A 19,511-nucleotide genomic window follows, 5' to 3' on the forward strand; every position below is an offset into this window, starting at 1 on the left:
ACCGCCCTGCAAGCTATAAGCGCCCCGCTCCTATCTGCTCTCCAAACACTATTGCTTTTTGAAGCGGCTCCTCTGCCTTGATCACTTCCCCCCTGGCGTCAACCCCTTTCACCAGCAGCGGTTGACCATAGTCAAAGCCCATGGCATCGAGGGCATATCGCACCGGCAGCTCGGCACATTCAAAGATTCGCTCCCCTGTTGTGGCCGCTGTTGCCACCAGGTATCCTTTACGCCCTTCTCCTTCGCGGTACTTCACCTTCAGGTTATACTTCCTTGCCCAGAATGCCTGCATCCGGTCCATAAAAATCTTCAACTGCGCCGACACCGTATAGAAATAGATAGGAGTCGTGACGATGAGCCTGTCTGCCCTGTCTACCTGGCTATAGATATCGGTCATGTCATCTTTTATCACGCACGCCCCGGTCTTATCGCAACCGCCACATCCCTGGCAGGGGCGCAGGGAAAGCGAGTTCAACCGAATATACTCTACACTCCCTCCGGTAGACTCCAGTCCTTTTGCAATAGCCCGAACAAGAACCTCACTGTTTCCTTTTTTCCTTGGGCTTCCCAGTACAATAACGGTGTGCATGATATCTCCTTGAGGGTCTACAGTGATCTACTTATTTGCCATCCCAAAACTACTTGGTTTCCATCCTGAAACTACCTCTCGGCGCAGACTCCGGAATGCTGAGTTTTGGTTGAAAACTACCTACTTCTCTTTAGGCCAATACTCGTGAAAATGATGTACCGGGCCATGCCCCTTGCCCAGTTCAAAAGCAGCACCCGCCTCAATGGCCTTATGCAGGTACTTTTCGGCTAAGCCAACTGCCTCGGGCAAATCATACCCTTTGCCAATATAAGAAGCCAGCGCAGAAGAGAGGGTGCAACCGGTACCATGGGTGTTGGTGGTAGCAATACGGCTATTGGCATACCTGTGCACTCCACCGTCGCCGGCAAGTACAAGGATGTCTTCGAGGGTCTTCCCGGAAAAATGTCCGGCTTTCAATAACACGGACACATTATGGTTTCGGGATAACTCGTAGGCGGCCTCCTCAAAGGCCTGCCGGCTTTCAATTTTTGTATCCAGGAGCAACTCCGCCTCAGGTATATTGGGTGTTATAACATACACCTGCGGGAAAAGATCTTCCTTTAAGGAAGAGACAGCATCTCTTTCTATCAACCGGTCGCCGCTTGTTGCAACCATCACCGGATCCAGCACCACCTTACGAATGTCGTGCGTATTCAGAACCTCTGCCACGCCACGGATAACCTCTGTAGAATGCAGCATTCCAATCTTCACCGCATCTACCCCGATATCGCCTATAACAGCACGTATCTGGGCCTGAATTGTGACCACCGGGATTGGATGAATATCCGTTACACCTACAGTATTTTGAGCTGTTATAGCTGTCACCGCCGACATGCCATAACAGCCGCAAGCGGAAAAAGCCTTCAAATCAGCCTGAATACCCGCTCCACCTCCGCTGTCTGAGCCTGCAATGGTTAACACTCGAGTATATTTCTTCATATCACTTTGTCGTTTTTAGTAAGGGCACAATTTAATTATCTGATGAGCGGATAGTACCGCAGTTACAAGCCAACGACAAGTGAATCCCCCTCCTGAAAAGGTCTTTATTTCAGTGAGTAACGGCTCGCGGCAAATCCTTTGCCCTGACGACCCACTTCTGCACCTGCTTGAGATACGGCATGGCACGGACAAGTTTCTTTTTATCGTTTATTTCCTGCAATTTCATAAGGAGATTTTCAGGTGTTCGCTGGGCCAGTTCCGGCACGGAATCAACTCCCGCCGATTCAAGCAGGTCGGCATACTGCGTGCCAATACCCTTAATCCGGAACAGATCGGCTCTATTTACCCAGCTCAGCAGCATTTTTTCACTGACATCGGCTTTCGCCGCTATGGACTTTCTACCTTTCTTTGTTCCTGCTTCGGCCAGCAATTGCTCCGTTGAGGTAATCCCTGCAGCTTCCAGTTTCTCACTATACTTCTTCCCAATTCCCTCAATTATTGATAATTTTGACATCGTTTCACCTCTTGGCTGGTTTACCATCCCAAAATTGTACGTACTTGAGAAGTCCTTGAAATAGGAAAGTACTCGTTCAAGTCGCTCTTGAAACAACATTCACATTGAAGAGAAATTGAATGTTATTATTTTTTGAAAACTATGTACAGGTCTTCCATTGTCAATAGAGATATTGTGAATCATTCCCATTCGCTTTCACCCTCTGGTCACCGCCCTGAGGGTCGACCAACTAACCACTAAAATGGATCGACTCAAAGAATCTATGCTTGTCAGCATCAATCATGGGGAAACCGGCACAGTCATTTACTTCAAAGGCTGTTCCCTGCAATGCCCTTGGTGTTTACATCCTGAATTCATTTCTCCCGACCTTGAAATCGTATGTAACAGAGAAAACTGCATCGCCTGCCGCGAATGTGTATACGGCTGCCCCCAAGAGGCCATAAGCCTTAACGAGAACAGCCTGTACAGGAAAACAAACAGCTGTAATCTGTGCCTGAATTGTGTAGAAATCTGCCCATCACTTGTATTTAGTACGGTGGGTGAAAGACAGAGCTGCAAACAGGTAATGGAACAGATTGAGACGCAGCTCCCGCTCCATAGCCAAACAGCAAGCCAGGTCCTGTTCACAGGCGGAGAACCGCTATTACAGCCGGACACACTTATCCACCTTCTGGACGAGTGCGGCAAGTTCCCTCTTCACCGTGTTGTCAGCACTTCCGGCTCTGTACCAACCAGCGTCTTGCTGCAGGTTGCCAAACGCACAGACATGTTCCTCTACACCATCAGGCATATGGATTCTGATGTACACCAGCAAATGACGGGACAACCAAACGAGCTGCCCCTGCATAACCTCAGGGAGCTGTCAGCAACCGGAGCTGGCGTGCAAATCAGGCTGCTTCTCATAAAAAACGTGAACGATAGTGAAGAAAATATCAAGGCAACGGGAGCTTTTTTAACCGAGCTGGGCAATAGGAATGCAATTCAGCTCCTCTCTCTTGATGACATCCAACATCAAACTGTCCGCCACAAAACAGGCCTTTCACTCCGGATACAGCATCTCATCCCGGATGAGAAAAGTATCCTTGAGGTAAAATCCATACTCGAAGCGTACGGGCTGCAAATTACCTCGAAAGTAAAATAATCAATCTGTACTTGTCACTCCCGTAGACACTTTTTGTCAACCAGAAAACCCGAAATCCCACTCCAGAGCACCGTAAGGACTGCAATGGACCTCGTAAAATTATCACCTCAAAGTAAACTATCTTAACACATCACAATTCTATTCTTGAGTTCTGCATCATTAAGCATGTGCATAAGGTTGATAATGAATATTGAAACGTTTTGCCTCCCTCTTTATTCTCCTGCTGTTTACTCCCCTGACATTTACGGAGCCCCAGGTTTCTGTTACCATTAATCCTTCTCTTGCAGGCCACACCAGAACCCATAATTTACTAAGCACCAATCTCCCCACTTGGATAAACAGGAGCCACGCGGCCGACCCTGGCTTCATCATACGTGCCGACCAATCCTGGACTACGCTGGTACGTTTCCCCGGTGGAAGCTGGAGCAATTCCTTTCAATTGGACCCCTGGGAAACACTCGTGAGCGGTATCGACAACACAACCCTGAGCCTCATGGCTGTCAACAAGACAGGAAACCCCATCGATGCAACCATCTCGGTGAATGGCAACCGCATACAAAGCGCCCTTCTCGACTATGCAGGTGCAGACAGCCTCAGCACCACAACCATAGTCTACAATGGAGTCAGCGAACCGAACGTCGATTTTTCCAATGCGCCGCCTCTCGCACTCCAGGCGCCGGAGGGAGGCTTGGTAAACCACACCTTTCCCAAATATTCCGTTTCCATGCTGCAACTCTCAGTTGAAGATACCAGGGGAGACATGAATGGCGATAAGACGATTGATCTTTACGATCTGATGCTTGTGCTGAAAACGCTCACAGACCAATCGATGAACCAGATAACAACAGACGGAGACATCAACGACAACAACCGTATCGGCCTGGAGGAAGCCATTTTTCTGTTACGGGAAATTGGTGGCACTCCCGCACCATAGCCAGTAATTTCAGCTATTCCAACAGGATCTTTAGCATATTTTCAGTCAAGGATGAAGTTGGTAATTAACTTGAATTCAGGGCAAAATAGCTGTACAAATAGTGGCTTTCCTGAATCGCAACAACAGCAACAATCAACACTGAGGTTTAACCATCCGTTGTTTTCCATGAGCCCTATCACGCCTGAAGCCCCCACAGAAGAAGTGGCAGCGGCATTGAAAGTCAAAACAGTTAGCCTTCTGGTTCTTGAGATCTACGAAAGTAACCTGGTCACGATCAATGGACAGCTTCAAGAAAAGGCTAAACAGGGACCGGATTTCTTCCGAAGCGCCCCAGTATTGTTCGACTTTAAGGACTTCCCGGAAGACATTGATGGTGACTGGCTGGATGACCTTTACAGGATGGTTACCTCCCACCAGTTTGTTCCCGTTGGCATAACCGGAGCACCTGAATCCCTGGAAAATAGTGCCAGGATCAGGGGAATAGCAGTCTGGCCCTCCAAAAAACCAATGCGATCGACACCGGAATCACAGCCAACAACGCCCCGGCCACTACAAGGTTCTTCAGAACAAACCTCGGGACAATCGTACCAGCCAACCATGATAGTGCACCAAACTGTGCGATCCGGACAACGGATTTATGCCCAAGGCGGCGATCTGATTGTCTTGTCCTCTGTCAACACAGGGGCCGAAATCATGGCTGACGGCCACATCCATGTGTACGGCAATTTACGCGGTCGCGCCCTGGCAGGCGTAACTGGCTGGCAGGAAGCCAGAATATTCTGTCACGACCTGCAGGCAGATCTGGTCGCAATTGCCGGCTATTATACAATCCATGAAGATATACCTGAAAACAGACGCAATACAGCAGTACAGATATCACTTCAGCAGGAAAGTCTGAATATCAATCCACTTATCCCCTAACAGGCAGTGCCTTTCATATATCAAGCCAAGAGGTAAACAATGGCAAAAATTATAGTAGTAACATCAGGCAAGGGCGGTGTGGGTAAAACCACTACCAGCGCAGCTATCGGAACAGGATTGGCCTTGCGCGGTTATAAAACTGTGGTCATCGACTTTGACGTCGGTCTCCGTAATCTCGATCTCATTATGGGCTGCGAACGCAGGGTGGTTTATGACTTCATCAACGTCATCCGCCAGGAATCGAATCTCAACCAATCACTCATCAGGGATAAAAGAGTCGACAATCTTTACATCCTGCCTGCCTCACAAACCCAGGACAAAGACACCCTTGATATTGATGGAGTTGAGAGGGTGATCAACGAACTCTCCGAGAGTTTTGATTACATCATCTGCGACTCACCGGCCGGTATTGAAAAGGGTGCTTTCATGGCAATGTACTTCGCTGATGAAGCGGTGATCGTCACCAATCCAGAAGTCTCCTCAGTACGTGATTCCGACCGCATCCTTGGCCTGTTGGCCAGCAAAACGGCGCGAGCTGTCCATAACCGTGAACCGGTGAAAGAACACCTGCTGTTAACCCGGTACGAACCATCCAGGGTTGAAAAAGGAGAAATGCTGAGCGTCGACGATGTCACTGATATACTCGCGATTCCGCTGCTGGGAGTAGTCCCAGAGTCTCAATCTGTCTTGCAGGCTTCCAATGCTGGTAATCCTGTAATCCTTGACTCCGAGAGCAAGGCCGGACAGGCATATGACGATGCGGTAGGACGATTACTGGGAGAGGAGTTGACGCATCGCTTCCTGGAAGTCGAGAAAAAAGGATTTTTCCAGAAACTTCGAATTTTCAGGAGCTAACACATGAGATTCTTAGACTTCTTTCGAAACAACAGGAAAACATCCGCCTCCACCGCCAAGGACAGATTGCAGATCATCGTCGCCCAGGAAAGGATGACCCGTAACGGACCAGACTACCTGCCGATGATGAAGGAGGAACTTCTTCTGGTAGTCCGCAAATACATCCAGGTTCCGGACGGAGCGGTGAAGGTTAAACTCGATAAGGAAGATGATTGCGAGGTATTGGAACTGAATGTAATTTTGCCGGCAGAGACTGTTACACCATAACCAGCTGAAACAGAATCATTCCGGCTACCACCCCGACAACCTATCTATATGATGAGACAAAGCCCCGGTCACCCTTCCGGGGCTCTCACTTCTGCCTTAGGAATCTTCAAACAGCACAAGAGAGCAACTTCTACCACACTTTTCCGATAATTGTCCGACCTGAACATCCTTTGAAACACCAGTATGCGAAGATTCGATACCGATATCTGCACTTGAGCCCAAGTAGGTTGGAGTGTGATTTCCAAAACCAGGCTGTTCACCCTGACCCTTCATCTATCTAATAAGGAGGCTCTCAAGCTGTGGATTTGCAGCGATATTATCCCTATCCTTGAGCTTATTCATTCACCAATCCTTTTCTGCCCACTCACCATTTTCACTCTTATCACACGCTATTCTCTGAAGTACTGTGAGCAGATGGCAGGGAAGGGAAAAGAATGGATTGAATCAATGAATATTCTGCCGAACAGCTTGTGGAATCAGCGGGATAGCCACCTGTCATAAGGCCAACATAGAACGAATCGATTCCAGATAAATCAGCGGATTTATCTGGAATCGATATTCCGTCCCACGCCACCTACTCACCCTGCAAAGGTGCAATGTGAGAGATGAGAGTGTGAGGTAAGTAAGTGGGTGAGACACATACTTAAGTTGGTCTCTAATTAATAGCCGCTGCCAACAATCAGGTTTGAGGAGGTTTTCCTGGCATAGGTGTGCTTCATTTTTCCTTTCCACTCATATTCAACCCATACGCCTTCCGGGGTTGCCTGCAGTAGTGCCTCGTATACAGGCCCGGCCACCTCTTTCAAACTTTTCCCGGTTAAAGAGGGGTGCGCAAGCATCTGACCATCTTCCTGCATAATAAAGGCGTATGGCTCAACAGAATCCGCCTTAAAGGACGTGGCATCTGTACCGGACTCGATTCCCGCCACAATTTCATCAACATTTTTAGAAATTGCTGCTTGGTCAACGGCCATCGCGCCGGTAGCGAAACAGAACAGGGCGAGGACGGATAGTGCAAGGGCGATTCTTTTCATTATGTTCTCCTTAGTTTATGTCAGATCATTTTTCTTCACGAAAACACATTCAATTTACATTGTTATAAGACCACTTCCGGAAGGTGCCTGCTCCTCCTGTTAGAGCATAAACCATGCCAGTTACATTAATGCTGGCTTTACAAGCTCTCTAGCCAAAGATGGAGGCATAGACGGTATTCCAGTTACGGAAACTGCCCAGCCATTGTGCAAAATCTGTAACATCTGATGGTATGACCACCTTCATTCTGCTCTGCTGTCACGCAGCTCTGTAACTCTCGCTAACTTCCTGCAAACAACGGTGATGCATGATATGAGTCGTATTTTTTCAGTGACCTCAATGATAACGGTCTGATCGGCATTGAAGGAGTGATGTTGGTCCTCCGGCAAAATGCTTCCTGACAAATCCTCTTCCATAATTCACCTGCGACAGAGTAGCACTACTAGTTGTTTTAACAAAGAAACGTGTTGACTAATAGACATTCAGGCTTTATTGTTGTTACGTTTATTTTTTTCGTGTTACTGCTTTAGCCTGCCTTGCACATAACCGCACAGCAGGTTTTCTTTTGGCACACAGGTAACACGTTTTTTGTTTTAGTAATACTTTTGTGGCCGCAAAAGTCTGGATGAGCTTTACATGTGACGTTCATAACCAATATCAACATAAGGAGCAAAATTATGATGACACGACATCTCTCCCGAATTGCCGGGATCACTGCTGCAGCCCTTCTAATCACTATTCAGACAGTGCAGGCCCATGAGTTTATCATTAAACCGGTCAGCCTCTCCGGAACCCATGGCCAGACCATCCCCTTTAACGTACTTTCTTCCCATGTATTTATGGAAAGCGTGGAAATGGAACCGTTGCAGGAGGTTGAGGCGTATGCCCTCTCACCCAACGGCAGGCAGGACATCCCTCTGGTCGGTAACGAGACCGAAAAAACACTGAATGGAAATGTAGCAATCCAGGCGGAAGGAACCCACATTCTTTGCGGTCACCGCAACGGCATAATCTGGTCCAAGACCACCAAGGGCTGGAAACAGGAGAGCAAGAAAAACCTGAAGGGCGTTCTCTCAAGTGGCAAGTATGAAAAGTTTGCCAAGGCGATCATCTCCAACGGAAAAAGTGATTCCAACTATAGCAAACCCGTTGGGCATAAACTGGAGATCGTGCCCCTTGACGACCCCCAAACAACCAGCGTCGGTAAAGAGATGAAACTGCAGGTCCTTTATGACGGCAAACCGCTGGCGACTGAAGTATACGCCACCTACGACGGCTTTAGTTCCCACACAAACACCTATGCCTACTACAGCAACTCCGGCGACGATGGACAGGTTGCTGTCAAACTCACCCAACCCGGTGTATGGATGGTCCGGGTAGAGCATGAGATCACCGAACCTACCCCGGACTACGACACGGAAGTCATCAGGGCGGTTTTACTTTTCGGCATCAACGGTTAGCACTGAATTCTACCATTATCCGGGAACCGGGGTCAGGCTTAAGCCTGACCCCATCACACACACTTTACCCTGCATGAACAGATGAGAAATGAAGACGTAAAACCATACTCACGGAGCATCTCATGAACCATTCCAGTCGCTTCTTACTCCTCCTCCTGATCTTTACCGTGCTTACGATTTCAAAAAGTGAGGCCCATGGCCTCGGTTATCGCATGGAACAGGACACCACAACAATAGTAGTAACATTTTCCTACTCCGATGGAAAACCCGTTTCCTATGCAGAGGTGATCGTCTGGTCCCCGGCAGATAAAAAGGTAGAGTTTCAAAACAGCAGAACAGATAAAAACGGCAGGTTCGCTTTTTCACCGGATACGCCAGGAATGTGGCGCATAGAGATGTCAGACGGAATGGGCCATGCCAGCAGTGCGGAGTGCACAATTAACGAGGTTGGAGAAAGAGTTGCAGGTATACCGGCCCTCAAACAAACAATGCTGACACAGATCTTCCTCGGTATCAGCCTCATTTTCAATATTGCTGCTGTGATCAGGTTCCGAACAGTCCCGGTCAGCTCAGCCTCGGCCTCTCCCGGGCCATAAGCACCAGGTAATCGCCTTCACAGATCACGTAATCCTGTTCAGGATTAGTCAGTAATTCACCGCCCCGCCCCTTCTGGATGCCAAGGGCTGTGGCCCCGTATTCCTTTTTGACCTCAACCATGACATCAAGATACGGCTTGCCGGTATAACCAGCAGGCAGGAATACCGAAAAAAGATCGTTGCCGTACCGTGCACTGATAAGTTCTGAAACTATAGTCGACATACCATGGTCGGTGGCTGCGGTCGCCAGCAGATGACTGCTCAGCTCACTGCCGACAATAATCTCATCGGCATTAGCTCGCCGACAATGCTGTTCATTTTCCTTATTGACCACCTCGACCACCGTATAGGCATTCGGGTTGATTGTTTCTATCGTCAGGGTTGTCAGCACGACCTTGGCATCCCTGGAAGTGGGTTCAAGAGTATCGTCGCCGAGCACCACCACAGTCAGCGCTTTTGCAAGATTGGCCTTAATAAGACTCTCTTCATTGACTGCACCGCGGATAAACACCAGGAGCTGGTCGTCGATTGGTTTTTGTTCGATATCGGCAATAAGGACTACCTGGGTGTTTTCCGTCCTGGGGTCGGCCCGCATCTCCTTTAGAACAGCACGGCTGCGATGATTCCATTCACACAGGATTACATGTTTTTCAAGATTCGTCGTTGCCATACCCCTGTTCTCCCGTATTCTGTTCTGAATCATTATCGTTGCGAGGTTTGCGCTCAGCATACCCAGGATACCAATGCCAAAAAACATGATAATCGCGGCCACCACACGACCTCCTGCAGTGGAGGGGGAAATATCACCATAACCAACTGTTGTCAGCGTCACGATAGACCACCAGATCCCGGAAACAAAAGACACATCCGGTTCAAAGTAGGTTATGGCAACACTGCTTATCATAACGATAACCAATATAACCAGGAACAGTGTCAGCAGATTTTCCTTCTGAACGACATCTATCACCCTTTTAACACGTCTCTTCATATTATACGTTACCGCCTTTCAGGTGCCCTATTTTTTGGTTGTTTTCGTTGAAGTACTCTTCTTGCTGGAGGTCGTTTTCTTTTTTACATCCTTGGTTTTTTTCTTGACCTCTTTTTTGACCGTTTTCTTCTCTTTATCGATATCATAGGGGTTATCCACTTCATAACTTTTCCCTTCTATCTCAATATCAAGGTCACCATCACTTTCAAAGCTGTATTCAAATGGTACATTGGTAACAGGGACGAACCTGTTGAGAGTATATTTCTTGCCCTTATAGGTAGTTCCCGCCTTAAAACTACCCTTCTGCCCAATATCAGCGTTCCGGCTAAATTATTTATCCTCCGAATATCCTACATATGCGTGCGGTAAATAATTAAGCCACGCCTCGATATTGAACAAAATGCTGAGTTTCAGAATGGGAACTAGGTAATATCCACATTGTCTTTACCCTTAAATTCCGCTGTGAACGGTCGTTTTTCACCACTACAACCTGAAAAAAGGGTAAGTGCAACCAACAGGATCAACACACTGAATTGTTTCATACGATATTCTCCTTTCGGGATAAGTTCCCTATTCCAGCCGTTTTCCAGGCAGGAATCGAACTTCACCGCCTGAAGCAGGAAGCACGCTGATAGCTGTCGGTTCTCCATCGTCATTAAGGCGAACCCTGCCGACACTGCTCTCGTTCACCAACTGCTTATGATCGCTGTTATCCGGTCTCCTGGGACGAATGCGCATCCGGCGTCTCTTGGTAAACCAGTTAAGAGGCGAGTGCGCCGCATACAGCCAGCGATTGAGCCGGTCAAACCAGGCAAGCAGACCATGTGGAAACTCATTTTTAAAGCCACTGCAGGTAATCTGCCATATATTCGGGCTGTTGGTACTATATTTAAGTTTTATATCGTAGGCAAAGGAATAGTGGACATCACCTGACAGGATGACAAAATTCTTCGGTGTCTTCCGATGCCTGAAGATGTTCAGGATCACGTTGGCCGAACCGGGATGGGCCATCCAGTTTTCGGCATCAACAACCAGCGGGTGTCCAAAAAATGTTATGATCCTCTGGACGACCTCAATCAACTTCACCCCGAATATCGGAGCGGGGGAGACAACCAGTACAGCGGGTTCGTCCATCATTTCCTGCTGCATATTCGATAAGCTCTCCCAGTCCATGAGCCCGGACGGCTTGGTCAAACTCGACTCAGAGCGCCAGCGGCTGGTGCGGGTATCGAGCACCACCATCTTCGGTTGCGTAGGCAGGGAATAATACCACCCCTCGAAATTGAGTAGATAGTCGATCAACTCATCCTGCCTGTTGCTGCGCGGTTCCTGAAAACAGCTATGTACTTTCGCAAGAAAATCGTCCTCAAATTGAGAAGGATTATTGGCCCAGCCCTGAAACAGGAAATAGCCGATCAGGGCATTGCCGATAATCCGGCGTGAGAAGGGATGGGTATAAGCCACCTCCTCCCAGCCCCGGGTCAGGTTCCAGTCGTCTGTGATATCGTGATCATCAAAGATCATATAGGTGGAGACATGGGCAAGAAGCCTCTGAACCCCGGCAAGACCGCCGGAGAACCGCCTCACATGCGGTAATTCCGAAGAGTATGTCCGTTTATGGGTCTCGGGAGCAGGAAGTTCATCCCAGTCAATGAAATGCCACAACACAGGCGACCAGATAAGCAGGTACATGCCGATCATTTCCGCTAAGCTCACCAGGTGATTATGGGCAGAAGCAGCGGTAAAAATAGGTTTTCTGACGCCCCCGAAAAACCGATCACGCAGGGTCTTGGTTTCACTGGTGTGGGGCAGGAGATCCTCACGCCGGTAATAACAGAATTCGCTGGCCAGCATTTCCTCGCTGTTTTTCACCACGGCCCCTTGCAAATCTTCCGGATACAGGCCGAGAAGCCGGCCGACCCGGTGTATGGCCACCAGCATGGGACCACCGACATCATCGGCATAAATCTGGTCGCCCCCCATCATTAATAAGGCCGGCCTCTCTTCCGGTTTTGTCACTGTGGATGCAAGCTCCCCGTCAACCCGAAGCAGGGCATCCTTTGAGGGATAATGGGGCTTGCGGCAGGAACCGTGAAAAATATGATCGAGTCTTGATTTACAGACAAAGACAGGCCTCTTCTGGCCGGGATAGACGATATTGGGGAAATAATCAGTCAACGATTTTTCTTCCTGACCGTTATGAACGATCAGGTCATATTCCAGTAATTCATCCTGGGGTATCTCCCCCCGGTAGTCGATAAGGGAGATGTAGGCAGACTCCCCTACCCGCACTGGCTGAGGAGAAAAAGCCTCTGTCTTGCCTGAGAAGAGGCATTGTCCGTCACTATGGCGATAGAGGTGCAACGACATCTCGAGTGGTCGGCTTGTCGTCAGCCAGAGAACAAGATGACGGGAGGTCAGGCGGCGCAGGACAGGACCTGCCAGGATATCGGGAAGTTGGGCTGTATCAGCTTGCATATCGGTGGGGGATATTTAATGAGAAACTATCTTTTTCCATTCCAGACTGAAATTTATCATACCTTACGGGAAAACAGAATTTTCATTTACATATTTTTCCTGCCGATAACCCGTATCACCTCTTTTCTCCTATGGCATTTTTGCCAGGGAACGCAGACAGAACAGGGCCTCTTCAATGGTTATCTTGCCATCTCCACCCACGTCCGTACCCGCATTGAGAGTAACCTGATCCTGATCCCCGGCAAGTATTCGAAGAGATAAGACCACATCACCAAGATCGACAGCTCCGCTCCCGTTGATATCACCGGTTACATCGTGCACTCTCTCAAACGCACCGATATCGAGTGATCCGTCATCGGCTCGTGGCTCAGATTGTCTTTGTTTTACATATTGAAAAAACAATCGATAATTATTTACCAACTCCGGCAGTAACGGCAAGCCCTGGTCCAGTACCACTGAAGCAGCTGAAAGATGATAATCCTGAGCCCCGTAATCGACAAAACCCGGATCGCTTCCTTCTATATTGGATCCATCATCATCTACAGTGCCGGAATAGCCCCCGTCATAAGAATTATACCAGCCGGGCTTCAGCCAGTTGTTTCGCAATGTCAGATGCCCGCTGCTATCGAGCAGGGAGAGGCTGGAGGCGGGTTCCGGGGTGTAGATAATGTTGTTGAAAACCTGGGCCGATTCGTCATTGGTGGAAAGACGGAGCAGGGTGTTCCTGTCGCTCCGGGTTGAGATAATCGTGTTATTGTACAGGTAGAGAGTACCCTTTCGATAATCGGCCAGTGTTCCGCTATCTCCCCCGTAATGGATCATCTGACGGTTGCCCTCGTCTTCCGCTTCTTTGAGGATATTTCCATATACATGTGTCGTGCGGTAGGAGGGATCGTTAACCACAACTTCGGAATCCTCTCCATCCACCAGGTCGAGCTGCCGATTGCCATTCTCTATCCAGTTATAACGAACAACAAGTCCGGCAGAACGGTCCTTTAGATTGTTACCATCGGCACCACTCCGCAATCCACCCATATAATTATACTGGTAGGTAATACCGATGGCTGAAGTGTAGGTGTTGTGTTCGTAATATCTCCCTTCAATACCATTGTCATAGATATAGTTCCCTTCGATCAGGATATCCTGCGTCCTCCCCTCATTAACTCCGATGAAAATACCGTTACCGGAATCGTGGAGAATACAATTTCGGATAGTCAAATGCTGACCAATCTCCACATAAAAAGACGCGGCATTATTCACGTAGCTACCTGGCTGTCCGCTATCATCAGTGAATGTATAAGGAGGACGGGCGGACCTCAAATCGAGATTTTCAATGATGATATGCGAGGGTATCTCCACCCCGGGAGTCGAAGACCCTCCGATTTTCAAGAGCCCCCTGTTCTCATTCCAATAGCTCAAAGCCTGACGGGTTGTGGCATTCCGGCCATCGATAACCGGCAATTGTCCCTGTGGGCCGGCCACTCCGCTCACCAGGATCGGGGATTCAGCAGTGCCACTCACGCCTATCACCCATTTCTCGTAATACGGCTCACTGCGCCAGTGGATATAAACCCGGTCTCCGGCCTCCAGAGACTCCCAGGCAACATCACCAATTGCCTCATGTGATTGGCCGGGACCGATATGAAAATCAGTTGCCAGAGATTTTTCACCAAACATGAAGACACATACTGTCAACACGAGCAGATAGATTTTCCAGTACATATTGACTTCCCCGATCTCTGTTATTGGATGCTCTTAAAACATCTGGCAACTCTGTCATTGCCACAATCACACAACTATATTACGATAAATAATCAGGAGGTTACCACATATGCAACACATTGTGCATCGAATTTCCATAACCACGGCCGCGCTCTTTCTTCTTTTGCAGACCGCTGTGCCTTTGCTCTACAGTGCGGATTTTTATATCGACCCGGTATCCGGCAGCCCGGATGGTGACGGCAGTCTTGCTCAACCATGGAAGTCCCTCCAGGAGGTGATCGATTCCAACAGGGTCGAATCGATGAAATGGTCTTCCCTGCCCTATGATGGCAGCAATCAATTAGTGGTCAGAAATGAAGGTGCCCCAATCAAGGGTGGAGATACCATTTGGCTCTTCGATGGCAATTACGAGAGCGTAAACATTACCGGCTATTATAACACGCAAACCATCACTCTCGCGGCAATGGACGGGGCCACCCCCAGATTCGGTTCGATCCTGATCCGGGCCGGTGCCAACTGGCACCTCAGGGGACTTTCAGTAAGCCCGTCCTACGCCACCGTCTATGAGCCTATCACTATGATTAATCTCGACTCCCACGGATACCATGGACCCATCCGGGATATTACCATCGAGGAATGCTCCCTGCAGTCCGTACCGGACGTAAGCGGCTGGTCCCTCGAAGACTGGAACCAGCTGGCTGCAAGCGGAATAGCTGCAGACGGCACTAATATAATTATTCGTAACAATCGGGTCAGAAATGTCAACTTCGGGATCTCCGTAACCGCCTCCCACTCCCTGGTACAGAGCAATGTAATAGAAAACTTCTCCGGCGATGGATTGCGGGGCCCTGGAAATTACACGACCTTTGACTCCAACACCGTCAAAAACTGTTACGACGTTAACGCCAACCATGACGACGGTTTTCAGTCCTGGTCGTATAAAGACGGACAGGTTTTCTCCGATGCCAAGAAAATCGTGACACGTATTTATTACCGGTTCAGTGCTCATTCTTGACCAGGGATCTTGTCCATTCTCTGAGTGACCGAAAACGTTATTGGCCATAAGATAATTGGCGTAAGAACGGGAAATTGCGGTGACCCTTTGCTCAATGCCATGCAGGGGTAAAAGGCCGCGATCGATCCTCTCCCGGTTAATAAGCCACAGAACTTTGCTGTCCGCCCCCATTAAGTCCCACACCTCCTGTGATGGCAACTGCATCATAGGTATATTTGTACCAAGCTGGAAATTTTCCGCCGTACGACCATTATTGAATCTGGCCTGAATCGACATCACACTGTTTTCAGATGAATAGGGCCACTCAAGGTCTGTTGCAGGATCAGGCGGATACGCCGCATTGAGATCGCCAAATCCAGGCAGATAGAAAAACAAAAAACAATATAACAGTACATTTTTCATGCGTTGCAATCAGCTACGAAAAAACAGAAACAGACGATTGGGGAAACAGTATATGACAACACCTAACATCCCGTAAATTTATTTAATCTCACATATCTCAGATAAATTCAATCCAATGACCAGAAGGAGATACCTCACGGCAACATAAACCACTTCCTTTGCATAGGGCAACGGGTACGCTGTGACAAGCCTGGGTAAACAGTTGATTTTCTCATTGAAACCAAGTATTTTTCTATATATCTACAATACACCAGATGATTTTCCAGATGACTGTTTCCAACCCCACCACCTTATATGACGCCTATCCGGAAAAACAGCAGCAGGGAAGAGTTGCTCCAGGAACTTCAGCGCATCAGGAGCGAAGCATCTTCTCTTAAAGATATAATCAATAGCAGCCCCGCCATTGCCTTCTCATGGAAAATGTCGCCGGGGTGGCCTGTCGATTTCGTTTCCGACAATATCAGCACTCTCGGCTACTCGCCTGATGATTTTCACTCCGGGAAAGTCAAAATCCTGGATATCGTGCACCCTGATGAACAAGCCGAAGTCATGAAGCAGTCGCTTCATAAAGCCTTTACACTCAAGCGCCGTGAGTTTGGCCTGGAATATCGGGTTGTACGAAAAGATGGTTCCTTCATCTGGGTCGATGCCCGGATCCTGGTTGTTCGGGGAGACCGAGGAAGGATAACCGGATTCCAGGGACTGCTGCTTGATATTACGGAGCAGAAAGATATAAGGGAACGGGAATTCTCGGCAAGGGTTATCCTGCGGACAGTAATCGACAACCTGCCACAGCTTGTCTTCTGGAAAGATCACCAGTCCAACTATCTTGGCTGCAATCAGGCTTTTGCCAAGAATGCCAACCTTGAATCTCCACACCAGATTATAGGCAAGAATGATCTTGATCTAGGCTTCTCCCAAAAGGAGGTACACCTTTCCCGCCAGCTGGATAAACATATTATCGAATCCGAACCCACGGTAATCGAATACCTGTATGAGGAACAGAGGGAAGGAAGAAAAGAAGACATCCTCAAAGTCAGTAAAAGGCCCCTCTATGACGTCTCCGGTGCGGTAATGGGCATCGTCGGGACCGCAGAAGACATTACCGAAAAGATTCGAACCGAACGGGCAATTGCAGATAGCGAAGCCAAATATCGCCATCTTGTCAATTCCGCCGACGATGCGATATTCCTTCATGGGCTTGACGAAAATGGACAACTCACGAACTACCTGGATGTCAATGAAGCAGCCTGCAGCAGGTATGGTTACAGCCGGGAAGAATTTTTGCAGATGAGCCCGCTGGAGTTGACCCCTCCCGAGTTGCAAAACGAGGACGAAAGCAGGGAACTTATCACGTTACTCCGGGAAAATAACAAGCACGTTTTCGAGTTCACCCACCTCACCAAGGATGGAAAACGGATACCTGTCGAGATTAACGCTACCTCATTCATCTTAAACGACAGAACGTATTATACCTCCATCACCCGTGATATCAGTAAGCGCAAACAGGCCGAGCGTGAGCTTTCTGATCATCGGGAACATCTTGAAAAACTGGTTAAGGCACGTACCCGCGAATTGACGCAGGCAAAAGAACGGGTCGAAAAGATCAACAGGGCCAAAACCAAGCAGTGGGATTTCCTGCGCACCGTCATCAAACATACACCCGCCCTGATTTACGTAAAAGATACCAGGAGCCGGTTCATCATCGCGAACCAGGCCACGATTGAGATGATGGGTGTTTCTTCGGAAGAAGAATTGAAAGGCAAAACCGATTACGATTTCTACCCGCAGGAAAATGCCGAACAGTTTGCCCTGTCTGAAAAGGCATTGATAGGTCAAAAGGTTGAACTCATAGAACAGGAAGAACATATCCCATCCATGAAAACAGGGGAAATGAAGTGGCTCTACACCACCAAACTTCCACTCAGGGATGAGAACAACAAGATAGTCGGGCTTATCGGTATAGGCTACGACATAACCCAGAGAAAACTGGCCGATAAGGAACGGGAGCTGCTGATCGCCAAGGCCGAATCCGCCAGCAAGGCCAAAAGTGCTTTTCTCGCCAATATGAGCCACGAGATACGCACTCCCCTCAATGGCGTTATTGGTATGACCTCCCTCCTGTTTGACACACAGCTGGATGAAACCCAGCAACACTATGTCGGAACCCTCCGGAAAAGCGGGGAATTCCTGTTAGCTATCATTAACGATATCCTCGATTTGTCGAAAATTGAAGCTGGGAAACTTGAACTCTCACTCATACCGTTCAGGCTTTCAGAACTTCTTAAAAGTATTCGTGATATCGCTCTTTCCAGATTTACTACTGACAAAGTTGAGCTGCTTATTAGCCCTTCCCCGCAGATCCCTGAACATATGGTTGGAGACCCTGATCGTCTCAAGCAGATCCTCCTCAACCTGGTGTCAAATGCGCTTAAATTTACGGAGGAAGGTGTGGTTTGTGTAAAAGTCCATGTGGAAGAAGACCGGGAAGAGGATATCCTGCTTCGTTTTACCGTCACCGATACCGGAATAGGTATATCGGATGAAAAAATGGAACTCCTTTTTACAAACTTCAGCCAGCTCGACAATTCCACAACCAGGAAATACGGCGGTACAGGACTCGGCCTCACCATTTCCAAACAGTTGTGTGAGTTGATGGGGGGCACCATTGGTGTTGACAGCAGTGAAGGAGTCGGATCGGAGTTCAGCTTTACCGCCCGTTTTCAAAAACATGATGCCAGTTCTGGAGAAGCAGCCACTTTCACCAATACAGCAAGGGTGTCTCTCCCTTCTAACGAATCAGGTACTCCTCCAGCCTTACCTGCCGGTAAAAAAACAATAGAAGAGTGTGTTGAAAATCCCGCACCACTCCTGATAGCCGAAGACAACCCGATCAACCAACAGGTCATGGCCGGAATTCTGGGTAAACTCGGATTCTCACAGATCGAAATGGTGCAAAACGGGATCGAAGTACTCAAAAAATTAGAACAGAAACAATTCCAACTTATCCTCATGGACCTTTCAATGCCGATGATGGACGGCTTGACAACAACGGAAAAAATTCGCTCGAAAACCTTTGCATGCAACGCAAACACTCTTCCTATTGTCGCCCTCACCGCTCATGCCATCAAGGGTGACAGGGAGATGTGCCTGGAAAAAGGTATGAACGATTATCTGACCAAACCTGTTAATCCTCAGGAACTTAAGAGAATCCTCGATAAATGGCTCAGTAATGCACCGCCAATTGCCAATGAAGCAGAGTATAGCGACGAAGCGGCGGATACTAAACCGCAACAATTTGACTATGCTACTATGCTGGGAAGACTCATGGGCGACACCCAACTGGCAGAGCACATAATTCGACTCTTTCTCGATGAAACCCCACCTCAGCTTGAGACCCTCGGTCAGCTGCTCGAGGATAACAACACGAAAGACGCCGGCTATCTCGCCCATAAACTTATGGGTGCCTCTGCAAATGTTGATGTGAACAGGTTTTATGCCATCTCCAGGAGAATGGAGGAGGAGTGTTTCCATGGGACGAAAGAAAACCTCAAGTCACTGCACAGACAATTAGTCGAACAGTTTGAACTGGCCCGCCTGGAAATGCTTCAATTCATTACTCAGGAATAAATTCAACCGCTCCGTTGAGAGAAGAAAT

At 48.4% G+C, this 19,511-nt stretch carries 19 protein-coding genes; 10 read left to right on the forward strand and 9 right to left on the reverse strand.

Annotated elements, in window-relative coordinates; all coding sequences use genetic code 11:
- Positions 1 to 13: 13 nt before the first annotated feature.
- From GA520_RS22920 to GA520_RS22930, 3 genes are all read right to left on the reverse strand, one after another.
- Positions 14 to 589 carry a flavodoxin family protein gene (locus tag GA520_RS22920; RefSeq protein WP_163335750.1) on the reverse strand — a complete coding sequence of 192 codons (576 nt, stop codon included), beginning with the start codon at positions 587 to 589 and terminating at the stop codon, positions 14 to 16.
- Positions 590 to 709: 120 nt separating this feature from the next.
- Positions 710 to 1,528: a bifunctional hydroxymethylpyrimidine kinase/phosphomethylpyrimidine kinase gene (gene thiD, locus GA520_RS22925; RefSeq protein WP_163335751.1), complete on the reverse strand. Its 819-nt coding sequence runs from the start codon at positions 1,526 to 1,528 to the stop codon at positions 710 to 712.
- Between the two features lie 109 nt (positions 1,529 to 1,637).
- Positions 1,638 to 2,042, reverse strand: coding sequence for a DUF4332 domain-containing protein (locus tag GA520_RS22930; protein WP_163335752.1), 405 nt, complete (start codon positions 2,040 to 2,042; stop codon positions 1,638 to 1,640).
- A 262-nt stretch (positions 2,043 to 2,304) separates the two neighbouring features.
- On the opposite strand from GA520_RS22930, the gene GA520_RS22935 reads away from it, so the two are divergent.
- The 6 genes from GA520_RS22935 to GA520_RS22960 all read left to right on the forward strand — a co-directional run bounded on the left by GA520_RS22935 (position 2,305) and on the right by GA520_RS22960 (position 6,661).
- Complete coding sequence (locus GA520_RS22935) at positions 2,305 to 3,183, forward strand: glycyl-radical enzyme activating protein (RefSeq protein WP_240910052.1); 879 nt, start codon at positions 2,305 to 2,307, stop codon at positions 3,181 to 3,183.
- Positions 3,184 to 3,373: 190 nt separating this feature from the next.
- Positions 3,374 to 4,117: a hypothetical protein gene (locus tag GA520_RS22940; RefSeq protein WP_163335754.1), complete on the forward strand. Its 744-nt coding sequence runs from the start codon at positions 3,374 to 3,376 to the stop codon at positions 4,115 to 4,117.
- A 165-nt stretch (positions 4,118 to 4,282) separates the two neighbouring features.
- Positions 4,283 to 5,038 carry a septum site-determining protein MinC gene (minC, locus tag GA520_RS22945; protein ID WP_163335755.1) on the forward strand — a complete coding sequence of 252 codons (756 nt, stop codon included), beginning with the start codon at positions 4,283 to 4,285 and terminating at the stop codon, positions 5,036 to 5,038.
- A gap of 39 nt (positions 5,039 to 5,077) precedes the next feature.
- The gene (gene minD, locus GA520_RS22950; protein ID WP_163335756.1) at positions 5,078 to 5,893 is read left to right on the forward strand and encodes a septum site-determining protein MinD; all 816 of its coding nucleotides are present in this window, start codon (positions 5,078 to 5,080) and stop codon (positions 5,891 to 5,893) included.
- Between the two features lie 3 nt (positions 5,894 to 5,896).
- A complete protein-coding gene (minE, locus tag GA520_RS22955) occupies positions 5,897 to 6,160 on the forward strand; it encodes a cell division topological specificity factor MinE (RefSeq protein ID WP_163335757.1) in 264 nt (87 codons plus the stop codon).
- A gap of 234 nt (positions 6,161 to 6,394) precedes the next feature.
- Positions 6,395 to 6,661, forward strand: coding sequence for a hypothetical protein (locus GA520_RS22960; RefSeq protein WP_163335758.1), 267 nt, complete (start codon positions 6,395 to 6,397; stop codon positions 6,659 to 6,661).
- A gap of 158 nt (positions 6,662 to 6,819) precedes the next feature.
- Here the strand turns inward: GA520_RS22960 and GA520_RS22965 are convergent, their stop codons facing one another.
- A complete protein-coding gene (locus GA520_RS22965; RefSeq protein WP_163335759.1) occupies positions 6,820 to 7,194 on the reverse strand; it encodes a hypothetical protein in 375 nt (124 codons plus the stop codon).
- 240 nt (positions 7,195 to 7,434) lie between these two features.
- Positions 7,435 to 7,608 carry a hypothetical protein gene (locus GA520_RS22970; protein WP_163335760.1) on the reverse strand — a complete coding sequence of 58 codons (174 nt, stop codon included), beginning with the start codon at positions 7,606 to 7,608 and terminating at the stop codon, positions 7,435 to 7,437.
- Positions 7,609 to 7,869: 261 nt separating this feature from the next.
- On the opposite strand from GA520_RS22970, the gene GA520_RS22975 reads away from it, so the two are divergent.
- Positions 7,870 to 8,652, forward strand: a complete 783-nt coding sequence (locus GA520_RS22975; RefSeq protein WP_205749177.1) for a DUF4198 domain-containing protein — start codon at positions 7,870 to 7,872, stop codon at positions 8,650 to 8,652.
- A gap of 122 nt (positions 8,653 to 8,774) precedes the next feature.
- Complete coding sequence (locus tag GA520_RS22980; RefSeq protein WP_163335761.1) at positions 8,775 to 9,248, forward strand: DUF4198 domain-containing protein; 474 nt, start codon at positions 8,775 to 8,777, stop codon at positions 9,246 to 9,248.
- Here the strand turns inward: GA520_RS22980 and GA520_RS22985 are convergent.
- The 4 genes from GA520_RS22985 to GA520_RS23000 all read right to left on the reverse strand — a co-directional run bounded on the left by GA520_RS22985 (position 9,217) and on the right by GA520_RS23000 (position 14,436).
- Complete coding sequence (locus GA520_RS22985; protein ID WP_163335762.1) at positions 9,217 to 10,236, reverse strand: TrkA family potassium uptake protein; 1,020 nt, start codon at positions 10,234 to 10,236, stop codon at positions 9,217 to 9,219. The two genes, GA520_RS22980 and GA520_RS22985, sit on opposite strands and share 32 nt — an antisense overlap.
- Before the next feature lie 27 nt (positions 10,237 to 10,263).
- A complete protein-coding gene (locus tag GA520_RS22990) occupies positions 10,264 to 10,395 on the reverse strand; it encodes a hypothetical protein (RefSeq protein WP_255494289.1) in 132 nt (43 codons plus the stop codon).
- Between the two features lie 411 nt (positions 10,396 to 10,806).
- Complete coding sequence (locus tag GA520_RS22995) at positions 10,807 to 12,714, reverse strand: alkaline phosphatase D family protein (RefSeq protein WP_163335763.1); 1,908 nt, start codon at positions 12,712 to 12,714, stop codon at positions 10,807 to 10,809.
- Between the two features lie 129 nt (positions 12,715 to 12,843).
- Complete coding sequence (locus GA520_RS23000; protein WP_205749178.1) at positions 12,844 to 14,436, reverse strand: hypothetical protein; 1,593 nt, start codon at positions 14,434 to 14,436, stop codon at positions 12,844 to 12,846.
- Between the two features lie 109 nt (positions 14,437 to 14,545).
- On the opposite strand from GA520_RS23000, the gene GA520_RS23005 reads away from it, so the two are divergent.
- Positions 14,546 to 15,451 (forward strand): hypothetical protein, encoded by a 906-nt coding sequence (locus GA520_RS23005; RefSeq protein WP_163335764.1) that lies wholly within the window; start codon positions 14,546 to 14,548, stop codon positions 15,449 to 15,451.
- A 696-nt stretch (positions 15,452 to 16,147) separates the two neighbouring features.
- Positions 16,148 to 19,483, forward strand: a complete 3,336-nt coding sequence (locus GA520_RS23010; protein ID WP_163335765.1) for a PAS domain S-box protein — start codon at positions 16,148 to 16,150, stop codon at positions 19,481 to 19,483.
- Positions 19,484 to 19,511 lie beyond the last annotated feature (28 nt).

The organism is Desulfopila sp. IMCC35008 (genome assembly GCF_010646885.2).
In the GTDB taxonomy this organism is placed as follows: domain Bacteria; phylum Desulfobacterota; class Desulfobulbia; order Desulfobulbales; family Desulfocapsaceae; genus Desulfopila.

Bases quoted from the DNA above. Each gene is read 5' to 3' on its own strand.
- GA520_RS22920 (WP_163335750.1), bottom strand. From the start codon at position 589: ATGCACACCGTTATTGTACTGGGAAGCCCAAGGAAAAAAGGAAACAGT.
- thiD (WP_163335751.1), bottom strand. From the start codon at position 1,528: ATGAAGAAATATACTCGAGTGTTAACCATTGCAGGCTCAGACAGCGGA.
- GA520_RS22930 (WP_163335752.1), bottom strand. From the start codon at position 2,042: ATGTCAAAATTATCAATAATTGAGGGAATTGGGAAGAAGTATAGTGAG.
- GA520_RS22935 (WP_240910052.1), top strand. From the start codon at position 2,305: ATGCTTGTCAGCATCAATCATGGGGAAACCGGCACAGTCATTTACTTC.
- minC (WP_163335755.1), top strand. From the start codon at position 4,283: ATGAGCCCTATCACGCCTGAAGCCCCCACAGAAGAAGTGGCAGCGGCA.
- minD (WP_163335756.1), top strand. From the start codon at position 5,078: ATGGCAAAAATTATAGTAGTAACATCAGGCAAGGGCGGTGTGGGTAAA.
- minE (WP_163335757.1), top strand. From the start codon at position 5,897: ATGAGATTCTTAGACTTCTTTCGAAACAACAGGAAAACATCCGCCTCC.
- GA520_RS22965 (WP_163335759.1), bottom strand. From the start codon at position 7,194: ATGAAAAGAATCGCCCTTGCACTATCCGTCCTCGCCCTGTTCTGTTTC.
- GA520_RS22970 (WP_163335760.1), bottom strand. From the start codon at position 7,608: ATGGAAGAGGATTTGTCAGGAAGCATTTTGCCGGAGGACCAACATCAC.
- GA520_RS22975 (WP_205749177.1), top strand. From the start codon at position 7,870: ATGATGACACGACATCTCTCCCGAATTGCCGGGATCACTGCTGCAGCC.
- GA520_RS22980 (WP_163335761.1), top strand. From the start codon at position 8,775: ATGAACCATTCCAGTCGCTTCTTACTCCTCCTCCTGATCTTTACCGTG.
- GA520_RS22985 (WP_163335762.1), bottom strand. From the start codon at position 10,236: ATGAAGAGACGTGTTAAAAGGGTGATAGATGTCGTTCAGAAGGAAAAT.
- GA520_RS22995 (WP_163335763.1), bottom strand. From the start codon at position 12,714: ATGCAAGCTGATACAGCCCAACTTCCCGATATCCTGGCAGGTCCTGTC.
- GA520_RS23000 (WP_205749178.1), bottom strand. From the start codon at position 14,436: ATGTACTGGAAAATCTATCTGCTCGTGTTGACAGTATGTGTCTTCATG.
- GA520_RS23005 (WP_163335764.1), top strand. From the start codon at position 14,546: ATGCAACACATTGTGCATCGAATTTCCATAACCACGGCCGCGCTCTTT.
- GA520_RS23010 (WP_163335765.1), top strand. From the start codon at position 16,148: ATGACGCCTATCCGGAAAAACAGCAGCAGGGAAGAGTTGCTCCAGGAA.